We start from the raw sequence: 22,249 nt of genomic DNA on the forward strand, positions 1-22,249 counted from the left end.
CCAAATGGCAGTAGATCAAGCGTACTTAGATTACATCAGCGAGCAGCTTTCGGGCATACAAGATGTAACCACCAAGAGAATGTTCGGCGGAATAGGCTTTTTTCATGCAGGCCAGATGTTTGGGATGATCGGTGGGGAGACCTTTCGGCTCAAAGTAGGCGAACACAATCAAGCAGACTATGAAGCTCACGGCATGAAGCCATACCATTCGGAGAAAAAGAAAAAAGGCATGCCCTACTGGGAAGTCCCCAAAGTGGTGATCGATGACAAAGAAAAGCTTACCGAATGGGCACATAAAGCAATAGAGGCTGCTCAACGGAGCTAAAAATAAGTGCTCCTTCCAACACTTTTTAGGTTGAGATAGTCTTTGGAGTATGCATACGCTAAAGCTTACTCTTCGGTCTTTTGCTTTATTTTCTCTCCTGGCTGCATGCCAGGAAACCAATAACCGACAGCTATCTGACGGCTTTCAGGTACGTATCGGCCAGATCTGTGGGTGGTGTGCTGGAGAACATGAGCTTGCGCTCAGCGCTGAAACCTACTCCTATACTTATGACCATGCTTGTGATGATGAGCTAGACGTTCCCGAGCAGTTTTTTGATACCCCTGATCAAGATTGGCACGAGCTCACCAGGCATTACCACAAACAAGATTTCGCCAAAGAAACCATAGCTACATGCAATGTATGTGCCGATGGCTGTGACTACTGGGTGATAGTATCGGATGGTGAGTTTTCACATGAAATACGCTTTGGAAACCCAAAAGAGGTCAAAACTAGAAGTGTGCGAATATTTAGTAAAAAACTGGTGACGCTACTAAAAGAAGCTCAAGAAGAATTTGGGCAAGAACAATAACACCAACCTAGTGAGTAGGATTGCGTACTTTTAAGTCATGGCAATGAAAAACGCTACTCACTTTCAGGCAATGAGAAACAACACCCATACCATTTCCATAAATAACACAGCAAAATATCTACTGATGCTCTGTGGTTTGATGGCGCTATCCCTACCGGGTGTATCTCAGTCCAACGAATCCTACCTGGACCAGGGCTACGAAAAATACCTCAACGAGGACTATGATCAGGCGGTAAAGCTCTATGATCAGGCGGCCAGGCTGGACTCTACGAATGCCGAGGTGTATTACCTAAGGGGTGTAGCCAAGTCTCACAACGGGCAAAAGCGTGCCGCCATGACCGATCTGGAGCAGGCCACCCACCTTGATTCCAACTATGCAGAAGCCTATTATGAAATGGGCTACCTCTACCTCACCGATCAAAACGCTGAACTAGCCATAGAGGCATTCAACAAAGCCATCAAGATCAACTCTGATTTTGCGGAAGCGTATGTGAGCCGCGGTACTGCCTACTGCATGATGGAAATCCCCGGACTGGCAAAAAAGGACTGGAATAAAGCCAAAGATTTGGGCATAGGATACTCTGAATACATGGTGTGTGAGTAGTCTGGAACCAATAGTGAAATTTGTAAGGAGCCTCGGACCTATTAAATTAGCTTCGTAAAATCAATTGAACAGCTGCATGCAGATCTGCCTCTACAATTTCAGCCAGGCCATCATCCAGACCTCCCACCTGAGCCGTATGCAATCCGACCTTTAGGGCAGGAATCAAATCGCGTTTTTTATCCCCTATCATCCAGGACTTGTTTACATCGATATCAAAACGTGCGATGGCCCGCTCAAACATTAAAGTCCCCGGTTTTCGGCTGAGCGACTCTGAGTGGTCCGGATGCCACGGAGCATAGTAGATCCGATCGATCTGATGGTTTAATTCCTGCTGCATGTATTGATGACACTCCTCCATCTGAGCACGCGTATAGATTCCTTTAGCTATCCCAGACTGATTAGTGATTACCACGCAGAGGTAGCCTGCTTTTTTGAGTTGGGTGACCGCTTCTTTCACTCCCGGTAAAATCTGAAAGCGATCCAATGTATAGGCATAGTCAACGTAATCTTTGTTGATGACGCCATCACGATCCAAAAAAATGCACTTGTTCATATATCAAATCTACTGATTCGAATGCTATAACCTTAGCACCGAAAAAGCCGACGCTATCACCAGACTCGAAACCATATTGCAGATTTTTTAAACCTATCCTCTGATTTAGGGATTATTACGTAATGGTGAATAGAACATTTTTTCTTAAAATACATCTATGTTAGATTTCCAGAAGAAAAAACAGCTCGGTATACTGGTGAAAATTGCCATGGTGGATGATGAATTTGCCGACGAAGAGCGCGCAACGATAGCAAAAATCAGCAGTCGATACGGAGCTACACCCCAGGAACTGGAGGAGATTATTAACTCACCGACGATCAATGAGAGCCTGGCACCGATGACCATGGTGGAAAAAATGAATTTTATGATGGACTGTATGTTGGTCATTCTTGCAGACAATATGGTCACAAGCTCTGAAGAGTATTTCGCCAGACAGATTGCCGGAAAGCTTGGATTCCGTCAGGAGGTAATTGCCTTTTTGATCGAAAACAAAGAGGTAGAGCGGGACCAGATGAGAGAGCTCATGATTCCATACCTGATACCAGGCCATTAAGCATTTTTGAGTTTGTACGCTACTGCAGCGCTGACTAGCATCATAACACTGAGTACACCTATCATCACCTGCACGCCAAAAACAGAGGCAACGACACTCAGTACACCCGAAAGCAAAACCAATATACCTATTGAGGTATTGGCTACAGAGACGTACAAGGGCCGATCCTCATCAGGCGCATAGTCTACCAAATAAGTTTTGCGCCCCATGCGTACTCCACCGTATGCAATAATGATGAGAAAAAACACTGGGCTAAACGTGTATATAGACTGATAGTCTGCCGGCAATACCCAGCTGTACATGAGCACATATCCACAAACTATCGCAGCAAATATTGCGCCTACAGCCATCACATTTTTGCTACTTCGGTCTGCAAACCGTCCCCAAAAAGGGCTACTAATGCTATTGGATATGCCCGTGACGATCACAAACAATCCCAACCCTGATAGCGAGACCTCCAATTCTTTTTGGGCATATAAGATGAGGAAGGGCTGAACAAGGGGAATGCTGAGCATCAAGCCCCGAGCCACCAAAAACCTTCGAAAATTAGCATCCTCCCTGAGGATGTTTATCCCATTTTTAAACTCCTCTATAGGCTTACGACCACCGGATGTAGCTCCGGGCGCCTCTTGAATAAGCGCGAAAAGCAATGCTGCCACACCCCACAAAACCGCCGCACTGACAAAGAGTAGCTGATAAACCCAGTAATCTTCATTGCTACCGATGAAGAAATAGAAGATAAGCCCCGCCACGATAGTGAGAAGTCCTCCTCCAGTAGCGCGCAAAGCCAGGAGTTTCCCTCGCTTGCCTTTGGGTATGGTTTTACCCATCACATCTTTAAAAGCAATAGATGCCACACCACTAGCCATGCTAAAAAGCAGTAGCGCTGCTACTACCATTATTCCGGTAGTGACTCCTTCGAAGCTCATGGCCCAGGCCATGAGTAGCAGCATCACAGCCTGCACCACAGCCGCTCCAGACCAGAAATATTTCCTGCGCGCAAAAGCCCTGATTTTGGCAGAGACTATGAGCTGTGGCAATAAGGATCCTGCATTTTTTACAGGAACGAGCAACCCACTAAAAATCGTAGGTACTCCCGCCAGGGCAAACACCCAGGGAATCACCAGCTCCGGACTGGCTATTTGCTCTGCCAGCTTGCTACTAAACCCATTGATGGCGTTCAAAAAGAAGTTTCCCGGGACCTCATGACACGAGTCCTCCGATATAGCATCACACGCTCGCTCCTCACCAGATTCATCTGCCAAAAACTCATAAAGTTGCTCTGCAATCTCCTCAGGTTTTCGTTTCATACTGCCTTTCAACCCTGCACGAGACCTTGATGTTTATTTTTTTCTTATTCGTGACCCAGTTTCCATTTAGTTCTTGTAATGCATAAAAAGACTGTCCTAGAATTTTTAAATCATTAAGACTATGAAGACCAAACTTGATTTATTCAAAACCACTTTATTAATGCTTACTTTATTGAGTTTACTCATGCTCGTAAGCTGTATAGAAGACAACACCCCCACACCCGACGAAAATTACGAACTGACTGCTGTGATTGACTACTCCCCGGAAACTCCCGAAGTAGATGAAGAGGTTTCTGTAAACGCATATGCTTCTATAGACCCAGACATGATCGGCTATGAGGCTACCTGGGCACTGGTGACCACCCCTGACGGCAGCAAAGCCTCCATGGCTACCAACACCAGCCTTGAGAGCTCTTTCACTCCAGATTTGGAAGGTACCTATGAAGTAAGCCTTACCATCACCAATGACGAAAATGAAATTTCCGACACGGCTACTAAAAGCATTATGGTGGTGGCAAAAGGCACCACTGAGCTAAGCGGGTCATATTCCGAAGACCTGATCCTCGAAGACATCCATGAGGACCCTGACCAGGCAGACTATCTGGTGGTCGACAACCTGTATATCGGAGCAAAGATGAGCGTAGCTCCTGGAGTCGTAATCCATGTACAGGAAAACAAGGCCATCACCATATTGGAGTCTGGCACCATAAGCGCTGAAGGCACCGCACAAGACAGCATCACTTTCACCTCCGCAAACATCGAAGGTGCTACTTTATGGAAAGGCATATTTATCCAATCTGGCACTTCACAAAATAAGCTTTCCTATACAAACATTGCCTATGCAGGAAACTCTGAAATAGACTTTACTGGAGCTAATTACAAAGCTGCAGTTGGGGTAGGCGCTAGCGGAAAAGCAAACATAGACAACTCCACATTTGCAAATAATGAAGGCTATGCCGTTTACGCTGATGATGATGGAGGCCTGCTCGCAAACTTTACAGCAAACCACTTTGCAAGCAATGAGCACGCTGTAGGCGTATGGGCTGGCACCGTAGATGCTATAGATGAAAGCACCACTTTTGAGTCCAACTCACAAAGCGATGTAACCATTTTTGCGTCCACTCATGCTGAAGGCAACGAAACTACCTGGAGCAAACTCAATGGATCGGCAGCTTATACCCTAGCCGGCGACCTCAAAATCAACGGAACCCTCACCCTATCCCCTGGTGTGCAATTTCATATAGTCGAAAACGTAGACATCAGCGTATATGGAGCACTCATAGCAAAAGGTGATGCTACCGATGGGATCGTGTTTACCAGCAAAAGCCCAGAGGAAAACCTGCATTGGCAAGGGATATACATTGGCTCGGCAGATGGTAGAAACGCACTGGAATATGTTACCATCTCCTATGCTGGCAGCTCCGACTTTGACTTTACAGGCTACAACCATGCTGCAGCCTGCGGGGTAGAGTCAGACGGCAAAATATCCGTAACAAACAGTCGATTTGAAAACAACCTCGGGTATGGCCTTTATTTAGACGATGACGGAGGACAGCTTGGCACGTTTGCCAAAAACACGTTTATCAATAACGACAGAGCTGTGGGCCTTCCTGCAAATGAAGCTGAAGACCTGGATAGTGAAAGCACTTTTACCAATAATGCAAACGCCGATGTAGAAATATTTAGCTCTACCTATGGCGCCTCCAATACCAGCACATGGCCGTCATTGGGTAACGATGCCTCCTACCGGGTATCTGGCAACCTTTACATAGAAGGAGCACTTACTGTAGATGCTGGGGCGCTTTTTGAAGTAGATGAAGACAAACTCATAACTGTAAGCGGCTCGCTCACTGCCAATGGCACAGCGGCAAATCACGTAGTTTTTACCTCATCTAACCTAAGTGGCGGACTTAGATGGAAAGGCCTGTATTTCACCTCCAGCTCCAGCCTCAACCACCTCACCTACACTGAGGTAGCTCATGCAGGAAATAGCCCAATAGACTTTAGTGGCACCAATCACGCAGCGGGAATAGGAGTAGATCGCTATGGGAAAATTTCGCTCACTAATTGCACGGTAACAGACCACACAGAGTTTGGACTTTATATAGACAATGACGGAGGTCAAATAGAAACCTTTACCACCAATCACTTTGAAAACAACGAACATGCCATTGGCTTACCGGCTAACGAAGTGGATGCCATAGATGGTGCTACTACATTTAGCAACAATAGCCAGTCTGCTGTAGCAGTTTTCGCTTCTGATTTGGCAGACACCAAAACGGTCACCTGGAACAAACTCTCACAAAACGCAGCCTACAGAATACGCGGCAATGTGGAAATAGACGGAGTGCTTACCATAGCCCCGGGCACCACACTCACAATGGACGAAGATGTACAGCTCGAGGTTTATGGTGCTTTGATAGCAGAAGGATCCAGTGCTGAAATCATCACCTTTACCTCCTCCAACATCCAGGGAGGCCTACTGTGGAAGGGCATCTTTATCCAGTCTTCAGATAGCCGCAATAGCCTAAATCATACATTGATTTCATATGGCGGCAAATCAGACCATGAGTTCTTTGGTGAGAATTTTTCTGCCAACGTGGGCGTAAACAGGTCTGGAAATCTAACAATCACAAACTCCACCATCTCCAATAGCGGAGGATATGGTGTCTACTCCATCGGTACTACCAATGCTTTTTCAGGAGCAAGCGCCAACAATACCTTTATGAACAATCCTCTGGGCAACAGTCAGTAGTCTTCTTCATATAAGGTAGGTTAAGGCGCGAGGGCCACCCTGTTGGGTGGCCATTCGTTTTTTACTCATCCACCATGAAGTGCAAATCTCCCGCTCAAATAGGATTAAATCCATATTTTTTAGTAACTTTCCGCTAAACAAACCGCTCTAAGAATGCTTGCTGAAAAAGAACTGGACAAGCTCATTCAAAGAATAAATCAGGGAGACACCAAAGCCCTGGACCATCTTTTCCCTTTGGTCTACGAAGAGCTTCGCAAAAGTGCTCACTTACTACGTAGGAGGTTTCAAAAGCAAGAAACCCTTAACACCACCGCTCTGGTACATGAAGCGTATTTTAAGCTCGCCAAAGCTGACCTCAGCCAACTGCAGAACAAAGAGCATTTTTTTAATTTGGCAAGCAAAGCCATACGCCAAATACTCGTAAATGCCTGTCAGAAGCAACGTACCCAAAAGCGAAAAAAGAATCAGCCGCACCTTCCCATAGAAGATCTCGAAGAGCAATTAAATTTCAGTGAAGACACGAGAGATGCCATTTTACAAATACATGATGCTCTTCAAGTATTAGAAAAGCAGCAGCCACACTACGGAAAAATAGTAGAGTGTCGTTTTTTTGCGGGACTCTCCATAGACGAAACTGCTCAGGTACTGGGCACCAGTCCCAGTACTGTAAAGCGTAAATGGAGCATGGCCAAAACCTGGCTACACATGCAGCTCACACCCAACATGGCCTATTGATTTATGGAAGAGGGGTTTTCGCATGAGGAATGGAAAGCGTTTCTTAATGAGATGGGGGTGGAAGAAGCCGATTTCCCAGCACCACCACCAGAAGTAAACGACTATTTCCAACAACTGGAAAAGAAACTCTCCGCAGAGCTCTCACAATGCCTCAATAGTGAGCTGCCACCAGCTTATACCATTGGCAATTACACCATAGATCATACCCTGGCCACAGGAGGCATGGCTACTGTTTACCTGGCCAGTAGAAGCGATGGAATGTACGACCAAAAAGTAGCCATCAAAGTACTCTCCCCTATACTACATACCGACAAACACCTCGAGTACTTTCAAAAAGAACGCCAAATACTGGCCCGACTAAATCATCCGGCAATCGCTCGAATACTGGATGGAGGAGTCACTCAAGAAGGCGCTCCATACTTCATCATGGAGTATGTAGATGGACTTACACTAGATCAGCACTGCCACCAGCATCAGCCTTCGCTCCGGCACATTGCACACTTATTTATGCAAATAGCTGATGCTCTGGCCCATGCACACGCCAAGCTTATTCTTCACCGTGACTTAAAACCAACAAACATTCTGGTAAAGTCTAACGGAGAAATCAAATTACTCGATTTTGGGATCGGTCATGCACTCACAGCAAAAAACAACACCGGTGCCGGTACACTTGCCTATAGCTCTCCTGAGCAGCTCCATGGTGAAACCATCGATACCGCTTCAGATATTTTTCAGCTAGGCATATGCTTGTATGAGCTTTGCACCTCCCAAAAACCCTTTGGCAAAACCCGGGAACAAATCACGAAGAACTTACAAAATCCCTCACCTACACCCGCTCACGAGATCAACGCTCAAGTAAGTAAATCACTAAGTGCTGTGGTAGGCAAATGCCTGAAAGGCAAGAAAGAAAACAGGTACCCTACGGCCAGTGCCCTCAAAGAAGACCTTATACGATGCATCAACCACCAACCGGTGGCGGCCCCCATCAGCTGGCAAACCAAAACTGCACTCTACGTGCGTAGAAACTGGATGGTACTTTGCCTTTCGCTGGTGCTATTCAGCACGATACTTATTGCTTTTCTGATCTACAAAAAACAAGCCGACAGGATTTTTGAAGAGCATCAAAAAGCGCAAGCCACCCTTACCTTTCTTCGAAAAGTCTTTGATGGAGGAGATCCGAACCTGCCAGCATCCAAAGACCTAACTCCTGCCGACCTGCTCAAAAAAAGAGCCGATGACATAGCAAAAATCAAGGAGCCCTCTGTACGGGCCTATGTGTCCACGGAGCTCGCCAGGCTGTATCACAAATTGGGGCTTTGGACGGAAGCTAGCCCCTTACTCATCAACGCAGTATCATTTTATCAGCAGTCGCCCAGTGAACATGCAACCTCGCTGGGACGTACACTTACCGAGCTGTCTGCCAATTACCGAAACCTCTCTCAATTTGACAAGGCGGACTCCACCCTATCACACGCCATCGACCTATTAACCAAAAACTTACCCGAAACAGCGCTACCTCTCGCTTACGCGCTAAAAGACAAAAGCTACCTCTGCTACAAACGCGCAGCCTATGAAGACGGCATTTCCTCAGCACATCGGGCCATAGCACTGCTAGAAAACGCACCCACTACGCCCTCATCCGAACCGCCAATCGAAATAGCTCTGGCTTTTGCTTATAACAACCTTAGCTTAAACCTGCGTGAGCTTTCCCTATACGATGATGCACTCAAGGCGTGCCAAAAAGCCCTTTCCACTGGAGAGCATTTTTTTGAACATGACAACACCGTGCGGTTTATACCGCTCGGCAATCTGGCCATCATCTACAACCGAATGGGCAACTATGAGCATCAAATCAAGATTTTGCATCAAAAATTAATAGAAGAAAAAGAATACTTTGCGGAGGACAACCCCCAACTAATCAACACCATCGCCAACCTGGGAGCCGCCTACTACAAAACAGGGAATTATCACCGATCCGACTCTCTCAACCTGATCGCATATCATAAGTACAAAAACCTATACGGAAAAGAACACCATCATTCCATCAGCTCATTGTACAACCTGGGAAATAGCAAATACAGCCAGGGACAATTCGGTGAAGCGATTGGTTATTTTGAGCAGGTGCTAAAAGTAGACATTCGACAATTTGGCGCTGACCACCCGTATGTAGCCGGAGACTATATCAGCCTCGGACTGGCTACAGAAGGAGAAAAAAATTACGCTCAGGCTGAAAAGTATTACCATCAGGCGCTCAGCATCTACCAAAACAAGTTTGGAAAAAACCATCAAAAAGTCAGCTACACACACTACCTGCTCGCTGAACTCCACGGCGTAACGGGAAATCTACCATCCGCCGAAAAACACTACAAAACCGCAATTGAAATAGGCCAAAATGTGCTGGACGACAAGCACCCCGAGCTCATCAAATATCACGAAGGCCTTAGTTCCCTCCTCAAGAAACAGTCTATTTAGCTATTAATTGGTCAATTTCTACAAATACGAAATAAATATTCGCCTCATATTCTACAAATACGAAACTAATATCATACATTTGGCAAAAAACAGCTTCAAACATGAAGGGAACCCAACTTGGAGAACTCGAAGAATTGATACTGCTGACCGTGGCCAGCCTGTATGACGATGCTTATGGAGTGGCGATCATGAAGGAAATAGCAGAGCGCACCAATCGAAAAATCACCATTAGCACGGTGCACGCCGCACTCAAACGCCTTGAAGAAAAAGGATTCTGTACTTCACGCTACGATGGAGCCACTCCCGAACGTGGTGGTCGGCGCAAACACTTGTTTCGTGTAACAGCAGCTGGTCAGCAGGCACTGGAAAACTCCCGTGCTATCCGCAACTCCCTTTGGGACCGCATCCCAAAAATCGCATTTGAGCATGGGAAGTAAACTAAATACCTGGCTAGACAGACTTCTCGAGCGGTTTTGCGATCCTCACCTTTTTGAGGGCATCAAAGGGGACCTGCTGGAGCTATACGCCTATGATTTGGAGACTGGTAGTACCCAAAAGGCCAAATGGCGACACCTGCTTCGAGTAATTGGCTTTTTTCGAATCGTTTTTCTCAACAAAAGCCGTTCTATGCTTTGGCAAAAAGTCGCGCTGCTTCGATCCTATTTCACGACTACATGGCGAGTAGGATTGCGCAACAAAACCTCTACTACGGTAAACCTATCCGGCCTCATTCTCGGCATCACTGCATGTATCTTTCTTGCACTGTATATCCATCATGAATGGAGCTACGAACGGCATTTCACCAACCATGAACGCACCTATCGTCTGGTGATAGACATGGAATACGGCAATGAACTGGTGGAACTGGCCATCACCCCTACAGGTCTGGCTCACAAGGTACACAGCGAGCTATCGCAAGTTACCAGTCACACCATCCTCCGGAGGTATAGCCACTTTCACTTCCACAAAGGTGAAGAGCTCGTCTCCATCAAACGCATGTACCGTACCGACCAAAACCTCCACGAAATCTTCGACTATCAATGGGTGGCAGGCGATCCGCTACAAGCTCTCAAAAACCCGCATAGCCTGGTAGTGACCACCACGACTGCCCAGCGCCTATTCGGTGACTCCTACGCTTTGGGACAAACGATCACTGCCGACGATGGATCGATTTACACCGTAACGGGCATTATCACAGACCCACCTGCCACGAGCCATTTTCACCCGGAAGCATTTGTCTCCATGACAGATCCTACCGAGCAGCTCAGCATGGATGCCTGGCGATGGGCCGCTTACATCCAACTCAAAGAAGGCGTACAGGCCGCGGCCTTTCAGCAGGAGCTGGACCAACTGGCCAATGAAATTTTTACGGCAACCGGGCACAATGGCCGGGGAAAAATCTGGGTAAAAATGCAGCCGCTCACAGACATACATTTCACCTCGCGGCGTAAGTTTGAACTGGAGCCTAATGATGGCAACCTACTCTACCTCAAAGGATTTTGCATCTTGTTTTTGCTCATCCTGCTCATGAGCATCGTCAACTTCATCAACCTAAGTACCGCCCAGGCATCCCAGCGATTGAAGGAAATTCAAGTCCGCAAAACTTTTGGAGCCTTCCAGGGGAATATTCGCGGCCAGTTTCTCTTCGAAACCGCATGCTACGTGCTGTTTGCGCTTCTTATCAGCATACTACTTGTAGGCCTACTACAGCCTGCTTTTGAGCACTTTGCGGAAGTCTCGTCACCACTCTCCATAGACTGGCCAACCGGGGGATTGGTCATTGGGGGCTTTTTGGTGCTGACGTATGCCACCGGACTATATCCGGCAAAGTATGTTGCCAAACTGGCCGCTTCCCGAAACCCAAAAACCAAAGGATTCCGATCCTCCCTGGTCCTGATCCAACTGACCTTGTGCACGCTGGTGATCTCTGCTACCACTGTCATCTATCTGCAGATCAACTTTATGAACCAGCAAGATCTGGGATTCAACAAGGAGCAGGTCATGTATGTGAATTTGGATCAAAGCGATCGGGAGCATTTTCACGAACTATCAAATGCCCTACAGCAGCTGCCTGCAGTCACTCACGTGGCAGCTACTTATCAACTTCCCGGTGACATCCCTCCAGTGAACAACTTTCAATTTCACACCGCAGATGGCGAACAAAAGCTGGTATGCCCACACATCTACGTAGATCATGGTTTTTTGGATGCCTTGCAAATCGAGCTACTGGCCGGCTCCAACTTCAAACCCTACCGTGGTGAAGAGTCCATAGGCTTGATCGTGAATGAGCAGTTTCTTAGAAGCACGGGCTGGTCTCCACAAGAGGCTATCGGCAAAACGTTGAAGTCCGGCACACGTTTCGAAGACAAGATCATCGGCGTAATCCGCAACTTTCATTTCAACTCGCTCCATACGGCTATAGAACCGCTCGTGATCAGGCATGCTTCTGGCAGCCAATACATGCTCGTTCGGTTAGCTACTCAGGACCTTTCGGCTACCATCAACCAAATGACAGACACCTGGCAAGAAATCGCCCAGACTCCCGAAGTGAATTTTGCTTTTCTGGACCAAAACTTTCAGCAACAGTATAACAAGGATGAAAAACGTGCCGATTTTTTCGCAGGCACATCGCTGCTGATCATTTTCATATCCCTAAGTGGACTTTTCGGACTGAGTACCTACGCCGCACAAAGACGCCTCAAAGAAATGAGCATCCGAAAAGTACATGGAGCCAATCAGTGGCATATCATCCAACTAATGACTGGACCATTTTTCAGGCTCTCTCTACTGGCCGCTGTTTTAGCAACCCCTGCAGCCTACTGGCTGCTCACTCGGTGGCTTCAAAATTTTGCTTATGCCATTACGCTCCAATGGTGGATGCTGCTAGTGCCCGTCAGCCTGCTCATGCTCCTGGTGGTGAGCGTATTGAGTGTTAAGTGCTTTCAGGTCGTCTGGATCAATCCTGCCAAAATATTGCGAAACGAATAAACCCAATCAGAATATGACACAGCTTACAACATTTACGCTACTGTTCATTGTCAGTCTTTTCACACCTCAGAATGACTCGACCCTATATGGCAAATGGATCATGTACAAAGTACTCGAAGGTGGTGAAGATGTAACCTCCACTCATAACCCTGAAGCTGATCGCTTCATTATTTTTAAGCCAAACGGCACCTTTGAAAGTGGCGGCACCCCTTACGGGAAAAACACAGGTAAGTTCACTTTTCAGGAAAACAACACCCTCTATCTGGATAGTGATGCCGGTAGCGAAGATGACAGCTATTGGACCTGGGAAATTTCAGGCAGTGAAATGACCTGGACCGGCGTGGGTTCTCCACGCGCCGAACAGTTCACCATCATTCACAGACGCACCGCAGAGTAGCTGCTACAGATCTCTTTCGCGAGCTTCTTTGATCGCCTCTGCCAGCTGAAAAACAGCCATAGCGTACAGTGCGCTGTGGTTGTATCTGGTGATCACATAGAAGTTGTGAAAACCAAACCAATACTCCATACCCTCTTCTCCTTCAAGCTCTAGGAGCGCAGCTTTTCTAGCGGGAGCGATGTTACCTGAGGGCATATAGCCATTATCTGCATAGTAGCGCAGCGTATTGCGGGGCCTGGAAGAGGAAGACACCACATCTTTAGGGTTGATGCGCTGTGCTACACGTGCCGCTATCGGGCCACCAGTTTCCCATCGGTGCTCTCGCAAGTAGTTGGCAGCGCTGGCTATAGCATCTTCTGGCTCCATCAGGTTACAGCCATCGCCTTCTCCGTAGCTTTTGGCATAGGCCAAATAGCTACTGGGCATAAACTGACAGTATCCAATCGCCCCGGCGTAAGACCCTTTGATGCTGTATAAGTCCAGCCCTTCTTTTTCAGTAAGCTCTAAGAATTTTTCGAGCTCTGCCGTAAAAAATGAACTCCGTTTAGGATAGCCGAAAGCCAATGTGTACAGTGCATCTAGCACCCGATAATCCCCTATTCGTTGCCCGAAAAATGTTTCCACTCCAAGTATCCCCAGAATGATCTCCTCTGGCACTCCACTGTCTTCACTCACATTTACCAGTACTTCTTCATGTGTTTTCCAAAACTCCACTCCTGCCTGAATGCGATTATCTTGCAGAAAGATATTGCGGTACCGCCCCCAGGTCATGGTTCCTTCTGCCGGCCTGCTAATTTTATCTACTGTCGACTGCTGATACTCCGCATTATTAAGTATTACAGTAAGCTCAGCTATTGTCATATCATGCCGTTCGGCATAGCTCCTGGCAAACTCCGACACTTTACTTTGATTTACCTGAGCACTACTTACAGTTACCAGCAAACACAACCCTAACCACATCAAATTTCTCCTCATAATTCTTATTTCTATTCAGGTGACATCAAAGATGAAGCTTCTAAACAAAAAACAGTCCAAAAAGACATTAAATCGCATCAATGCCCCTGGCCAATGTACTTTTTTTGTAAATTAAACCATGGCAAACAAAACTTGGAGCAGCTTTACAAGGAAGATTATCATCCATGCCACACCTGAGCACATTTACCCTCAATGGGCTACAAGTGCTGGTATAGAAAAGTGGTTTTTGCGGTCGTGTACTTATATTTCCGCATCAGGCACCACACGCAAACCAGATGAACTGGTACAGGCCAGCGATCAGTTTAGCTGGAAATGGCACAACTGGCCTGACGAGGAAAAAGGTAAAATACTTACGGCCAATCACCCCACAGAACTTACGTGGACTTTTGCCGGCTCACAGGTTACACTACACCTGGAAGCCAGGGAAGAAAGCACCCTTGTCACGCTCACTCAGGAGCTCATCCCTACAGATGATAAAAGTAAAATGAACATCTATTATGGCTGTGGCACCGGATGGACCTTTTGGCTTACCAACTTAAAAGCATACCTTGAACACAAGATCACGCTACATCATAAAAACCCTGATATGATGGGCAAACATGATGGTTTTGAATTCGTAAACATGTAATCAACTATCGTTTAACCAATGTGGGCTAAAATGAATTACACACGAGTATTGCTAATCGGCATGCTGGCAGCCATCTGCAGCTGTGAGTCAAGAAACGAATTTGAAATTCGCGAACTCAACCTCATCACTACACAGCCTGAGAAAATGGCCAAATGGTATGAACAACACCTGAACTTTCAGGCATCCAATGATTATGACCTACTCTATCATGACAACCTCACCATCACGCTGGAAGAACGCAAAAAAGCCAAACACCCTGACACACTAAAGCGTGCCTATAACATAACAAGGCTTCCAGGGCTATACAAATTTGGCTTCATCACCAATCAATTTGACGAGCTGGTAACCACCCTCGAAACTAGTGAAGTAGAGATGGTAGGTAATGTAGTCCATGACAATAGCCTCAAACGCCGGACACTTATCATAAAAGACCCTGACGGCAACCGCATTCAACTTTTTGAAGATCATGGACCTCATAAATTAAAGCCATACTTTTTGGCACTTACTGTGGAGGATATAGGTCTGCAAGAAAAATGGTATCAAATGAAACTTCCTCTAACTGAAGTCTACAATCTGGACCTGAAAGAGCAGTCGATCTTCATTCGCCTACTGGAAGGAGAAAACCTGGCTGTAGAGCTCGTACAACTCAACCAACACAAAGTACAAGAATCGCTAGATCGTTCGCAGCTCGTAGGGTACCATAGCCTGAAAATGAAAGGCTTACGTGAACCTTTTCAACAAGATGCGGAAGGAAACTTGCTGATTGTAGAAAATTAACCCCCGTTTGTCGTTGTTTGAGTGCTGTTCATCGATAGTTTAACTGCATTCGATATTGATTTTTTGCTTTTGATAAGAACATTAGCTTTCCTTGTGTACTTCGCCGAGTATTACAAGCTTTGAGAATTTTTATTTAGCATATTTGAGGATTTCCTCCGATGTGCGCCCAACCAGCAAAGCCAAAGTTTTGGTATATGACAGATGAGCTCAACCCCCGACTGCTCCTGATAGCAGAATCGGAAGACGTCATGCGATGTATTACTCAGCAGATAGGCCATGCCTACACGATTGAGTCAAAGTTGATCAGTACAGCAAGTCAACTCACAACAGCTCTGCTCAACATTAATGCTGCTCTTGTCATCTATTCAGGTCATTTTCTCACACTCCCAAAAGGACTTAGCGAACTCAAAGCGTTTCGAAAAGCTAAGCCAACACCACTTATTTTCATCGGTGATCTTTCCAGCCAACAACTGGTAAATCTGATAAAAGCTGGTGCTTCTGACTACCTGGAAAACGCGCACATAGATCAGCTACAGCAAAAAATCGAAACTGTACTGAAAGAGGCCACCAACAGGTCACATTTTCATGAGTATCGCTATCGGGCCATGGTGCAGGAAGGGGCCGACCTTATGTCTATTCTAGATACCCAGGGAAATTTTCTGTTTGTGAGTGAATCCTCCTACCGAATACTCAAATACCCCCCGGGACATTTTGAATGTAAAAATGCATTCAAAATGATCCATCCAGATGATTTACCAGAACTCAAGGAGGCATTTACTTCGGTAACACAGGTCAAACGTATACAGCTACCCCGCTTTAGGTTTGCTGGTCATTTGGGGAGATGGCACTGGATAGAAGCCACAGCCATCAATCTACAAAACGATCCGTACATTGGCGGTATAGTGGTAAATGGAAGAGACATAACCGTACAGGTACAACAGGAAAAACAAATCCAACTCAGCAATGAGCGCTATAGATATGTGGTAAAAGCCACCCACGATCATATTTATGACTGGGACCTAATCAAAAACGCAAACAAGCGCGTAGGAACCTCACTGCGAACTCTCTTTGGCTATACCAACATCGAAGCAGAACAAGACGCTAACTTCTGGTATGAAAGAGTGCACCCCGAAGAGCGGGAGCAGATCTATGCCACACTGAAAGCAAAATTAGAAGACCCTACCCAGCAGCTTTGCGACTACACTTATAAGTTTAAAAAAGCAGACGGTAGCTACGCCGTAGTATACGACAGAGGCTACATCATCCGAAATGAAAAAGGAAAAGCAACCCGACTGATAGGCGCCGTACGTGATATCACCACTGAACATCGAGAGCAAACCCAAAAAGACCTGTCTCAACAACTGACAGACATACTGAGCAAACCCAGCAGCCTACACACCAACCTGGAGCTGGCCCTCAACAAACTCCTGACGTTTAGTGGTGCTCAGCTAGGTGAGGTCTGGCTCAAGTCTTATGACGAAGAAAAGCTAAACCTCATAGCAAGGCAAGGGATTATACTAGACGATCAGCCCCTGGAAGAAACCGAACCTATTTGCCTAACACAAACTGACGGCATCCCCGGAGCAGTCTATCACAGCCAGTCTACGATATTTTTGGACATCCGCATGAGTACATGTCCCAAAGCCCCGGCTGCCATCCAAAAAGGACTCGTCACTGCCGTAGGGCTACCCATCCCCTACCGTGACAAAATCGTTGGTTCTTTTGTGTTTATGACTCCTTTTGACCTGGATCACTTCAAGGCTATTCGACAAATACTGGAAAATGTAATCGCTCAAATAGCTCCAGTACTGATGCAGAAGAAAAAAGAAGACGACCTAAATAAGTTCTTCAACCTTTCTCCAGACATGCTATGTGTAGTAGGGCTAGATGGCTACCTCAAAAAGGTAAATCCGGCCTTTCAGAAAATATCCGCCTACAGCGATGAAGAACTACTCACACAACCCTTCACCAATTTTGTATACCCGGCAGACGCTGACAAACTATGGGATGAGCTAAAACGGATCAAATCCGGACACTCACGTGAGTCTTTTTTCGAATCCAGGTTTGTGACCAAAAACGGGGCGATTAAATGGCTGTCCTGGAATGTAAAAGTGGTGATGGAGGAGAAACTCATGTATGCTGTGGCAAAAGATGTAACCCTCCTTCGCGAACAACAAAAGGCGCTCTCCAACGCCGTGCAGCAGACTCTGGAAAAAGAACGCGCTCGCTTTGGCCGTGAGCTCCACGATGGGCTGGTACAGATGCTGGTAGGCACCAAAATCAACCTAAAGCATTTCTATACTACTCTGAAAACTGATGCTCCAAAACCTAAGATCCTCACACAGTCTATAGACTACCTGGACCACTGCATAGAAGAAGCGCGTACCATCTCGCATGGATTGCTATCTGTAACACTACGCAAGTATGGACTCGGGACCGCTCTGGAAGAGATCGCGCACAAGATGGCTGCCAAATCTGCAGGCATTCAAATCACCTACCACGACCTGCTGCCCGAATCCACAAAGCTCACGACCGACCAGGAATTGCAACTCTACAGAATCGCACAAGAAGCCACCACCAACACCCTAAAACACGCTGATGCTACTGAGCTAAACATCACCTTAAGATCAGATGCGGAAACTCTGGAGCTCGTCATCAGTGACAATGGCAAAGGCATAGATCACAATACCCAAACAGGTGGTACGGGTATGCGAAACATGCAAGCCCGGGCTGACCACATGGGTGGGCATATATTTTTCAAAAACAAAAAATCCGGAGGACTGGAAATTACTGTGGTCATTCAGATTGACACCCACACACCTGCCACTCTAGATGCCCTGGAAGGCCTCAAACTCCCTCCAGACCTTTAAGCTAAAGCCTCCTTGACAGCAGCCACGTTCTTCTTACTGTTCCCAATAAAAATCTGATCACCGATCAAGAAAACCGGGCGTTTTAGAAACGTATATTCTTCCAATATGTAGTTGCGATAGTCTTCCTCCTGCAAGTTCTTATCCTTGAGGCCAAGGGATTTATATTTCATCGCCACACGTGAAAAGAGCTTTTCGTAGCTCCCGGCAAGGGATTTCATTTCATCTAGCTGCTCCGGAGTGATTGCCGATGTTTTTATATCCTGGTACTCAAACTCATCGCCTATTTCCAATTCAGAAATAATTCGCTTACAGGTACTACAAGTGGATAAATGATAGACTTTCTTTCTCATATTAATCTGCTAAAAACCTAATTGCAAAGCAAGCTAATTTTGCACAATCAATCGCATGACTCCCTTGCCTTCTACAGTAAAATAAACAAATCCATCGGGCCCTTGCCGCACACTTCGCACCCTCCCGATACCTTCTAAAAACTTTTCTTCTTTTACAACCTTCCCTCCTTCCAGATCACATCGGTGTAAGTAGCCAAACTTGAGCGAGCCAATCAACAAGTCGCCTTTGAGTGCACCATATTTGTCTGAAGTCACGAAATCCATACCACTTGGAGCAATGGAGGGCACCCAGTACACTTCTGGCTGAAGCATCCCTTCTTTGGCTGTGAGTTCGGTAAACTTGGTGCCGCTGTAATTCACTCCATAGGAAATCACAGGCCACCCATAGTTTTTCCTGGGTTGTATGACATTCAATTCATCGCCCCCTTTGGGGCCATGCTCGTGTTCCCAAAGCGCACCTGTTTCCGGATGTATCGCTAAGCCCTGAGGGTTGCGATGCCCGTACGAGTAAATGGTCTGCATGGCTATAGGATTACCAACAAAAGGGTTGTCCTGCGGCACACTACCATCGTCATTTATTCGATGAATTTTACCACAGTGATTGTTCAGTGCCTGTGGATTCTCATCGCGCTTCCCCCGGTCTCCCACTGAGACATAGAGGTATCCATCTTTATCAAATACCAGCCTGGAACCATAATGATGATTGGTAGACAATGCGGGTTCGGCCCGAAACACCTCAGCAATATCCACGAGCTTGTTGCCTCGTAGCTCACCTCGCACTACTGCAGTGGTAGCCTCGCCGCCTGTCATCGGCCTGGAGAAAGAGAGGTATATCCAGCTATTGGTATTGAAGTCCGGATGTACCTTCACGTCCAACAGTCCCCCTTGACCTTTACTTTTTACTGCCGGCACACCCTCTATTTCATTTAAAGCTTGCCCATCCCACAAATACAAGGTGCCTGATCGCTCGGTGATAAGTAAGTCTCCTGATGGCAGCCAGTCCATTCCCCAGCCCACAGCTATACCATCTACTACCAGCTCTGCTTCCAGGTTCAGCTCCTTTTTCTGAGCAAAAACAAAACTGCAAGCCAAAGTGACAAGTAAGAATACCAGAATCCGCATTGGTTTTTATTTTAAATATAACCCTTTCTCTCCGGTCCCCCGATCCACCCAAATCCAGCTATCACCAAAATGTCAGATCTGGGACAAGCCTTTGGTGCTCACTTCATTTAACTTTGACCGCTAAAACAAAGGGGTTGGAAGAAGAAAAGCGAATAAACCAGCAAATAGACATACGGGTGATCATCCCTGCTTTTAATGAGCAAAATGCTGTGGGTCTGGTAGTAGAGGAAATCCCAAAGTCCTGGGTATCTGAGGTGATAGTGGTGGATAATGGCTCTCAGGACGACACCTACGAGCAAGCCAAAAGCAAGGGAGCTACAGCGATCAAAGAACCACAAAAAGGGTACGGCCAGGCTTGCCTCAAGGGCATGCACCATATTGCCTCTAGTCCTGGTCACCCGGACATAGTAGTGTTCCTTGATGGAGACCACTCCGACTATCCGGAGCAACTTCCTGACCTGGTAAAACCGATCATCGAAGGACAAGCAGACATGGTTATTGGCTCACGTGCATTGGGCCAAAAGGAAAAGGGCTCCATGACGCCTCAGCAAGTGTTTGGAAACTGGCTGGCAACCTCACTCATCAAATGGCTATATGGTCATCATTACACCGATCTTGGGCCATTTAGAGCCATTAAGTATAGCACCTTATTAGCTTTGCAAATGCAAGACACCAACTATGGCTGGACGGTGGAAATGCAACTGAAAGCAGCCAAACAAAAATTTAAAACCCTCGATGTACCGGTAAACTATCGCAAACGCATTGGGGTTTCAAAAGTCTCAGGCACCCTAAAAGGCACCATCATGGCGGGATATAAAATATTGTTTACCATTTTTAGATATTTGTAACCCATGGACTGGATAGTAGTAGGAGGATATGTATTTGCATTGTTGGTCATTACAATTTTTAGCCTGGAGCAATTGTATCTGGCCATCCTATACATGCGTAAAAAGCAGACTACCACCAGTACTCCCCCACTCAGCCATTTCCCCCAGGTAACCATTCAACTGCCCGTATACAATGAAAAGTATGTGGTAAAGCGGTTAATAGATTGCATCTGCGCGCTTGATTACCCTTTGGATCGACTGGAAATCCAGGTTTTGGATGACTCTACTGACGAAACCAAACACCTAATTGCCGAGCGCGTAGCATACTGGCAATCCAAGGGTATAAACATCGAGCAAATTTCGAGACCCGAGCGTGTGGGCTTTAAAGCTGGGGCACTGCAATATGGCCTGGAGCACGCCTCTGGTGAACTCATAGCTATATTCGATGCTGACTTTTTACCCGAAAAAGATTTCCTACTCAGCACCTTACCACACTTCAAGCCGGAGACAGGAATGGTGCAGACACGCTGGGGACACCTCAATGAAAACTACAGCCTACTTACCCGGATGCAGGCTTTTGGCCTCAATGCTCACTTCAGCGTGGAGCAAACAGGTCGCAACAGCTCTGGAAAGTTTATGAACTTCAATGGCACAGCGGGTATCTGGCGCAAGCAGTGCATAGAAGAAGCCGGGGGATGGCACTACGATACGCTCACAGAAGACCTGGACCTGAGCTATAGAGCACAGCTCAAAGGCTGGAAATTCACCTACCTGGAAAACATCACCTCTCCAGCCGAACTCCCCGTACTAGTACCTGCCATCAAATCTCAACAATACCGCTGGAACAAAGGTGCGGCAGAAGTAGCCCGAAAAAATGCACTCAGCATACTGAAGTCCTCCCAAAGCCTACATGTAAAACTCCATGCCGTATTGCACCTTTTTAATAGTTCTGTGTTTTTGTTCCTGTTTTTGGCAGCCACCCTTTCTGTACCCATGCTGCTCATCAAACAAAACCGTCCGGAATATCAGCTGGTTTTTCAGGCTGCCACCGTATTTGTGGTCGGATTTATTGCCATGTCGATATTTTACTGGGTAGCAGCCCGGGCTACCACCCCCAACTTCAACCTACGCTATTACCTCAAACATTTCCCACTTTTTCTCACCTTCACTATGGGCATGGCACTGCACAATGCCATTGCCGTAGCGGAAGGGTACCTGGGCATCAAATCACCGTTTATTCGCACCCCTAAGTTTAACATCCGAAACAAAAAAGACAGCTGGAAAGGCAACACCTACCTGAGACAACAGCTCACCCCTCTGACCCTTTTGGAAGGTTTTTTTGCTGCATATTTTGCTGCAGGAGTAGCGATTGACATTTGGCTGCAGGATTGGGGACTGGTGTTGTTTCATGGGATGCTGGCCATAGGACTGGGTGCGGTTTTCATACTCTCTGTAAAACCTCTCCGTACCACCGGCTAA

Annotated in this window: 20 protein-coding genes; 15 read left to right on the forward strand and 5 right to left on the reverse strand. The window is 46.6% G+C overall.

Annotated elements, in window-relative coordinates; genetic code table 11:
• Nucleotides 1–4 precede the first annotated feature (4 nt).
• The 3 genes from C7460_RS09870 to C7460_RS09880 are packed head-to-tail and all read left to right on the forward strand — an operon-like array spanning nt 5 to nt 1,458.
• Nucleotides 5–325: a TfoX/Sxy family protein gene (locus C7460_RS09870; protein WP_115867941.1), complete on the forward strand. Its 321-nt coding sequence runs from the start codon at nt 5–7 to the stop codon at nt 323–325.
• 49 nt (nt 326–374) lie between these two features.
• A complete protein-coding gene (locus C7460_RS09875; RefSeq protein ID WP_115867942.1) occupies nt 375–854 on the forward strand; it encodes a hypothetical protein in 480 nt (159 codons plus the stop codon).
• Between the two features lie 43 nt (nt 855–897).
• Nucleotides 898–1,458, forward strand: a complete 561-nt coding sequence (locus tag C7460_RS09880) for a tetratricopeptide repeat protein (RefSeq protein WP_170147955.1) — start codon at nt 898–900, stop codon at nt 1,456–1,458.
• A gap of 46 nt (nt 1,459–1,504) precedes the next feature.
• Here C7460_RS09880 and C7460_RS09885 read toward each other — a convergent pair whose 3' ends face one another.
• The gene (locus tag C7460_RS09885) at nt 1,505–2,011 is read right to left on the reverse strand and encodes a D-glycero-alpha-D-manno-heptose-1,7-bisphosphate 7-phosphatase (RefSeq protein WP_115867944.1); all 507 of its coding nucleotides are present in this window, start codon (nt 2,009–2,011) and stop codon (nt 1,505–1,507) included.
• A gap of 157 nt (nt 2,012–2,168) precedes the next feature.
• Between C7460_RS09885 and C7460_RS09890 the strand changes: the two genes are divergently transcribed.
• Nucleotides 2,169–2,564 (forward strand): TerB family tellurite resistance protein, encoded by a 396-nt coding sequence (locus C7460_RS09890; protein ID WP_115867945.1) that lies wholly within the window; start codon nt 2,169–2,171, stop codon nt 2,562–2,564.
• Here C7460_RS09890 and C7460_RS09895 read toward each other — a convergent pair.
• Nucleotides 2,561–3,874 (reverse strand): MFS transporter, encoded by a 1,314-nt coding sequence (locus C7460_RS09895; RefSeq protein WP_115867946.1) that lies wholly within the window; start codon nt 3,872–3,874, stop codon nt 2,561–2,563. The genes C7460_RS09890 and C7460_RS09895 overlap by 4 nt on opposite strands.
• A gap of 121 nt (nt 3,875–3,995) precedes the next feature.
• Between C7460_RS09895 and C7460_RS09900 the strand changes: the two genes are divergently transcribed.
• From C7460_RS09900 to C7460_RS09925, 6 genes are all read left to right on the forward strand, one after another.
• Complete coding sequence (locus tag C7460_RS09900; RefSeq protein WP_147302907.1) at nt 3,996–6,629, forward strand: PKD domain-containing protein; 2,634 nt, start codon at nt 3,996–3,998, stop codon at nt 6,627–6,629.
• A 153-nt stretch (nt 6,630–6,782) separates the two neighbouring features.
• The gene (locus C7460_RS09905; protein WP_115867948.1) at nt 6,783–7,364 is read left to right on the forward strand and encodes an ECF-type sigma factor; all 582 of its coding nucleotides are present in this window, start codon (nt 6,783–6,785) and stop codon (nt 7,362–7,364) included.
• Nucleotides 7,365–7,367: 3 nt separating this feature from the next.
• The gene (locus tag C7460_RS09910) at nt 7,368–9,836 is read left to right on the forward strand and encodes a tetratricopeptide repeat-containing serine/threonine-protein kinase (RefSeq protein WP_115867949.1); all 2,469 of its coding nucleotides are present in this window, start codon (nt 7,368–7,370) and stop codon (nt 9,834–9,836) included.
• A gap of 101 nt (nt 9,837–9,937) precedes the next feature.
• A complete protein-coding gene (locus C7460_RS09915) occupies nt 9,938–10,273 on the forward strand; it encodes a PadR family transcriptional regulator (protein WP_115867950.1) in 336 nt (111 codons plus the stop codon).
• A complete protein-coding gene (locus tag C7460_RS09920; protein WP_115867951.1) occupies nt 10,263–12,824 on the forward strand; it encodes an ABC transporter permease in 2,562 nt (853 codons plus the stop codon). Before C7460_RS09915 ends, C7460_RS09920 begins: the two co-directional genes overlap by 11 nt.
• Nucleotides 12,825–12,837: 13 nt before the next feature.
• On the forward strand, nt 12,838–13,221 hold the full coding sequence (locus tag C7460_RS09925; protein WP_115867952.1) for a lipocalin family protein: 384 nt from the start codon (nt 12,838–12,840) through the stop codon (nt 13,219–13,221).
• A 3-nt stretch (nt 13,222–13,224) separates the two neighbouring features.
• Here C7460_RS09925 and mltB read toward each other — a convergent pair whose 3' ends face one another.
• A complete protein-coding gene (gene mltB / locus C7460_RS09930; protein ID WP_115867953.1) occupies nt 13,225–14,196 on the reverse strand; it encodes a lytic murein transglycosylase B in 972 nt (323 codons plus the stop codon).
• Between the two features lie 118 nt (nt 14,197–14,314).
• On the opposite strand from mltB, the gene C7460_RS09935 reads away from it, so the two are divergent.
• From C7460_RS09935 to C7460_RS09945, 3 genes are all read left to right on the forward strand, one after another.
• Complete coding sequence (locus C7460_RS09935; RefSeq protein ID WP_115867954.1) at nt 14,315–14,824, forward strand: SRPBCC family protein; 510 nt, start codon at nt 14,315–14,317, stop codon at nt 14,822–14,824.
• A gap of 30 nt (nt 14,825–14,854) precedes the next feature.
• Complete coding sequence (locus C7460_RS09940) at nt 14,855–15,601, forward strand: VOC family protein (RefSeq protein ID WP_170147956.1); 747 nt, start codon at nt 14,855–14,857, stop codon at nt 15,599–15,601.
• 194 nt (nt 15,602–15,795) lie between these two features.
• Nucleotides 15,796–18,471 carry a sensor histidine kinase gene (locus C7460_RS09945; protein WP_170147957.1) on the forward strand — a complete coding sequence of 892 codons (2,676 nt, stop codon included), beginning with the start codon at nt 15,796–15,798 and terminating at the stop codon, nt 18,469–18,471.
• On the opposite strand, the gene C7460_RS09950 is transcribed toward C7460_RS09945, so the two are convergent.
• Together C7460_RS09950 and C7460_RS09955 are read right to left on the reverse strand one after the other, a co-directional pair.
• Nucleotides 18,468–18,821 carry an arsenate reductase family protein gene (locus tag C7460_RS09950; protein ID WP_115867957.1) on the reverse strand — a complete coding sequence of 118 codons (354 nt, stop codon included), beginning with the start codon at nt 18,819–18,821 and terminating at the stop codon, nt 18,468–18,470. The genes C7460_RS09945 and C7460_RS09950 overlap by 4 nt on opposite strands.
• Before the next feature lie 33 nt (nt 18,822–18,854).
• A complete protein-coding gene (locus C7460_RS09955) occupies nt 18,855–19,943 on the reverse strand; it encodes a PQQ-dependent sugar dehydrogenase (RefSeq protein ID WP_115867958.1) in 1,089 nt (362 codons plus the stop codon).
• Nucleotides 19,944–20,056: 113 nt separating this feature from the next.
• On the opposite strand from C7460_RS09955, the gene C7460_RS09960 reads away from it, so the two are divergent.
• Nucleotides 20,057–20,791: a glycosyltransferase family 2 protein gene (locus C7460_RS09960; RefSeq protein WP_245986293.1), complete on the forward strand. Its 735-nt coding sequence runs from the start codon at nt 20,057–20,059 to the stop codon at nt 20,789–20,791.
• Nucleotides 20,792–20,794: 3 nt separating this feature from the next.
• The gene (locus tag C7460_RS09965; protein ID WP_115867959.1) at nt 20,795–22,249 is read left to right on the forward strand and encodes a cellulose synthase family protein; all 1,455 of its coding nucleotides are present in this window, start codon (nt 20,795–20,797) and stop codon (nt 22,247–22,249) included.

The organism is Marinoscillum furvescens DSM 4134, assembly GCF_003386095.1.
GTDB classification, from domain to species: Bacteria; Bacteroidota; Bacteroidia; order Cytophagales; family Cyclobacteriaceae; genus Marinoscillum; species Marinoscillum furvescens.

What these genes read in the sequence shown, in the direction of transcription:
- C7460_RS09910 (WP_115867949.1), top strand. Translation starts at nt 7,368, where the DNA reads ATGGAAGAGGGGTTTTCGCATGAGGAATGGAAAGCGTTTCTTAATGAG.
- C7460_RS09890 (WP_115867945.1), top strand. Translation starts at nt 2,169, where the DNA reads ATGTTAGATTTCCAGAAGAAAAAACAGCTCGGTATACTGGTGAAAATT.
- C7460_RS09945 (WP_170147957.1), top strand. Translation starts at nt 15,796, where the DNA reads ATGACAGATGAGCTCAACCCCCGACTGCTCCTGATAGCAGAATCGGAA.
- C7460_RS09925 (WP_115867952.1), top strand. Translation starts at nt 12,838, where the DNA reads ATGACACAGCTTACAACATTTACGCTACTGTTCATTGTCAGTCTTTTC.
- C7460_RS09915 (WP_115867950.1), top strand. Translation starts at nt 9,938, where the DNA reads ATGAAGGGAACCCAACTTGGAGAACTCGAAGAATTGATACTGCTGACC.
- C7460_RS09870 (WP_115867941.1), top strand. Translation starts at nt 5, where the DNA reads ATGGCAGTAGATCAAGCGTACTTAGATTACATCAGCGAGCAGCTTTCG.
- C7460_RS09895 (WP_115867946.1), bottom strand. Translation starts at nt 3,874, where the DNA reads ATGAAACGAAAACCTGAGGAGATTGCAGAGCAACTTTATGAGTTTTTG.
- C7460_RS09900 (WP_147302907.1), top strand. Translation starts at nt 3,996, where the DNA reads ATGAAGACCAAACTTGATTTATTCAAAACCACTTTATTAATGCTTACT.
- C7460_RS09940 (WP_170147956.1), top strand. Translation starts at nt 14,855, where the DNA reads ATGAATTACACACGAGTATTGCTAATCGGCATGCTGGCAGCCATCTGC.
- C7460_RS09880 (WP_170147955.1), top strand. Translation starts at nt 898, where the DNA reads ATGAAAAACGCTACTCACTTTCAGGCAATGAGAAACAACACCCATACC.
- C7460_RS09935 (WP_115867954.1), top strand. Translation starts at nt 14,315, where the DNA reads ATGGCAAACAAAACTTGGAGCAGCTTTACAAGGAAGATTATCATCCAT.
- mltB (WP_115867953.1), bottom strand. Translation starts at nt 14,196, where the DNA reads ATGAGGAGAAATTTGATGTGGTTAGGGTTGTGTTTGCTGGTAACTGTA.
- C7460_RS09955 (WP_115867958.1), bottom strand. Translation starts at nt 19,943, where the DNA reads ATGCGGATTCTGGTATTCTTACTTGTCACTTTGGCTTGCAGTTTTGTT.
- C7460_RS09965 (WP_115867959.1), top strand. Translation starts at nt 20,795, where the DNA reads ATGGACTGGATAGTAGTAGGAGGATATGTATTTGCATTGTTGGTCATT.
- C7460_RS09875 (WP_115867942.1), top strand. Translation starts at nt 375, where the DNA reads ATGCATACGCTAAAGCTTACTCTTCGGTCTTTTGCTTTATTTTCTCTC.
- C7460_RS09885 (WP_115867944.1), bottom strand. Translation starts at nt 2,011, where the DNA reads ATGAACAAGTGCATTTTTTTGGATCGTGATGGCGTCATCAACAAAGAT.
- C7460_RS09920 (WP_115867951.1), top strand. Translation starts at nt 10,263, where the DNA reads ATGGGAAGTAAACTAAATACCTGGCTAGACAGACTTCTCGAGCGGTTT.
- C7460_RS09905 (WP_115867948.1), top strand. Translation starts at nt 6,783, where the DNA reads ATGCTTGCTGAAAAAGAACTGGACAAGCTCATTCAAAGAATAAATCAG.
- C7460_RS09950 (WP_115867957.1), bottom strand. Translation starts at nt 18,821, where the DNA reads ATGAGAAAGAAAGTCTATCATTTATCCACTTGTAGTACCTGTAAGCGA.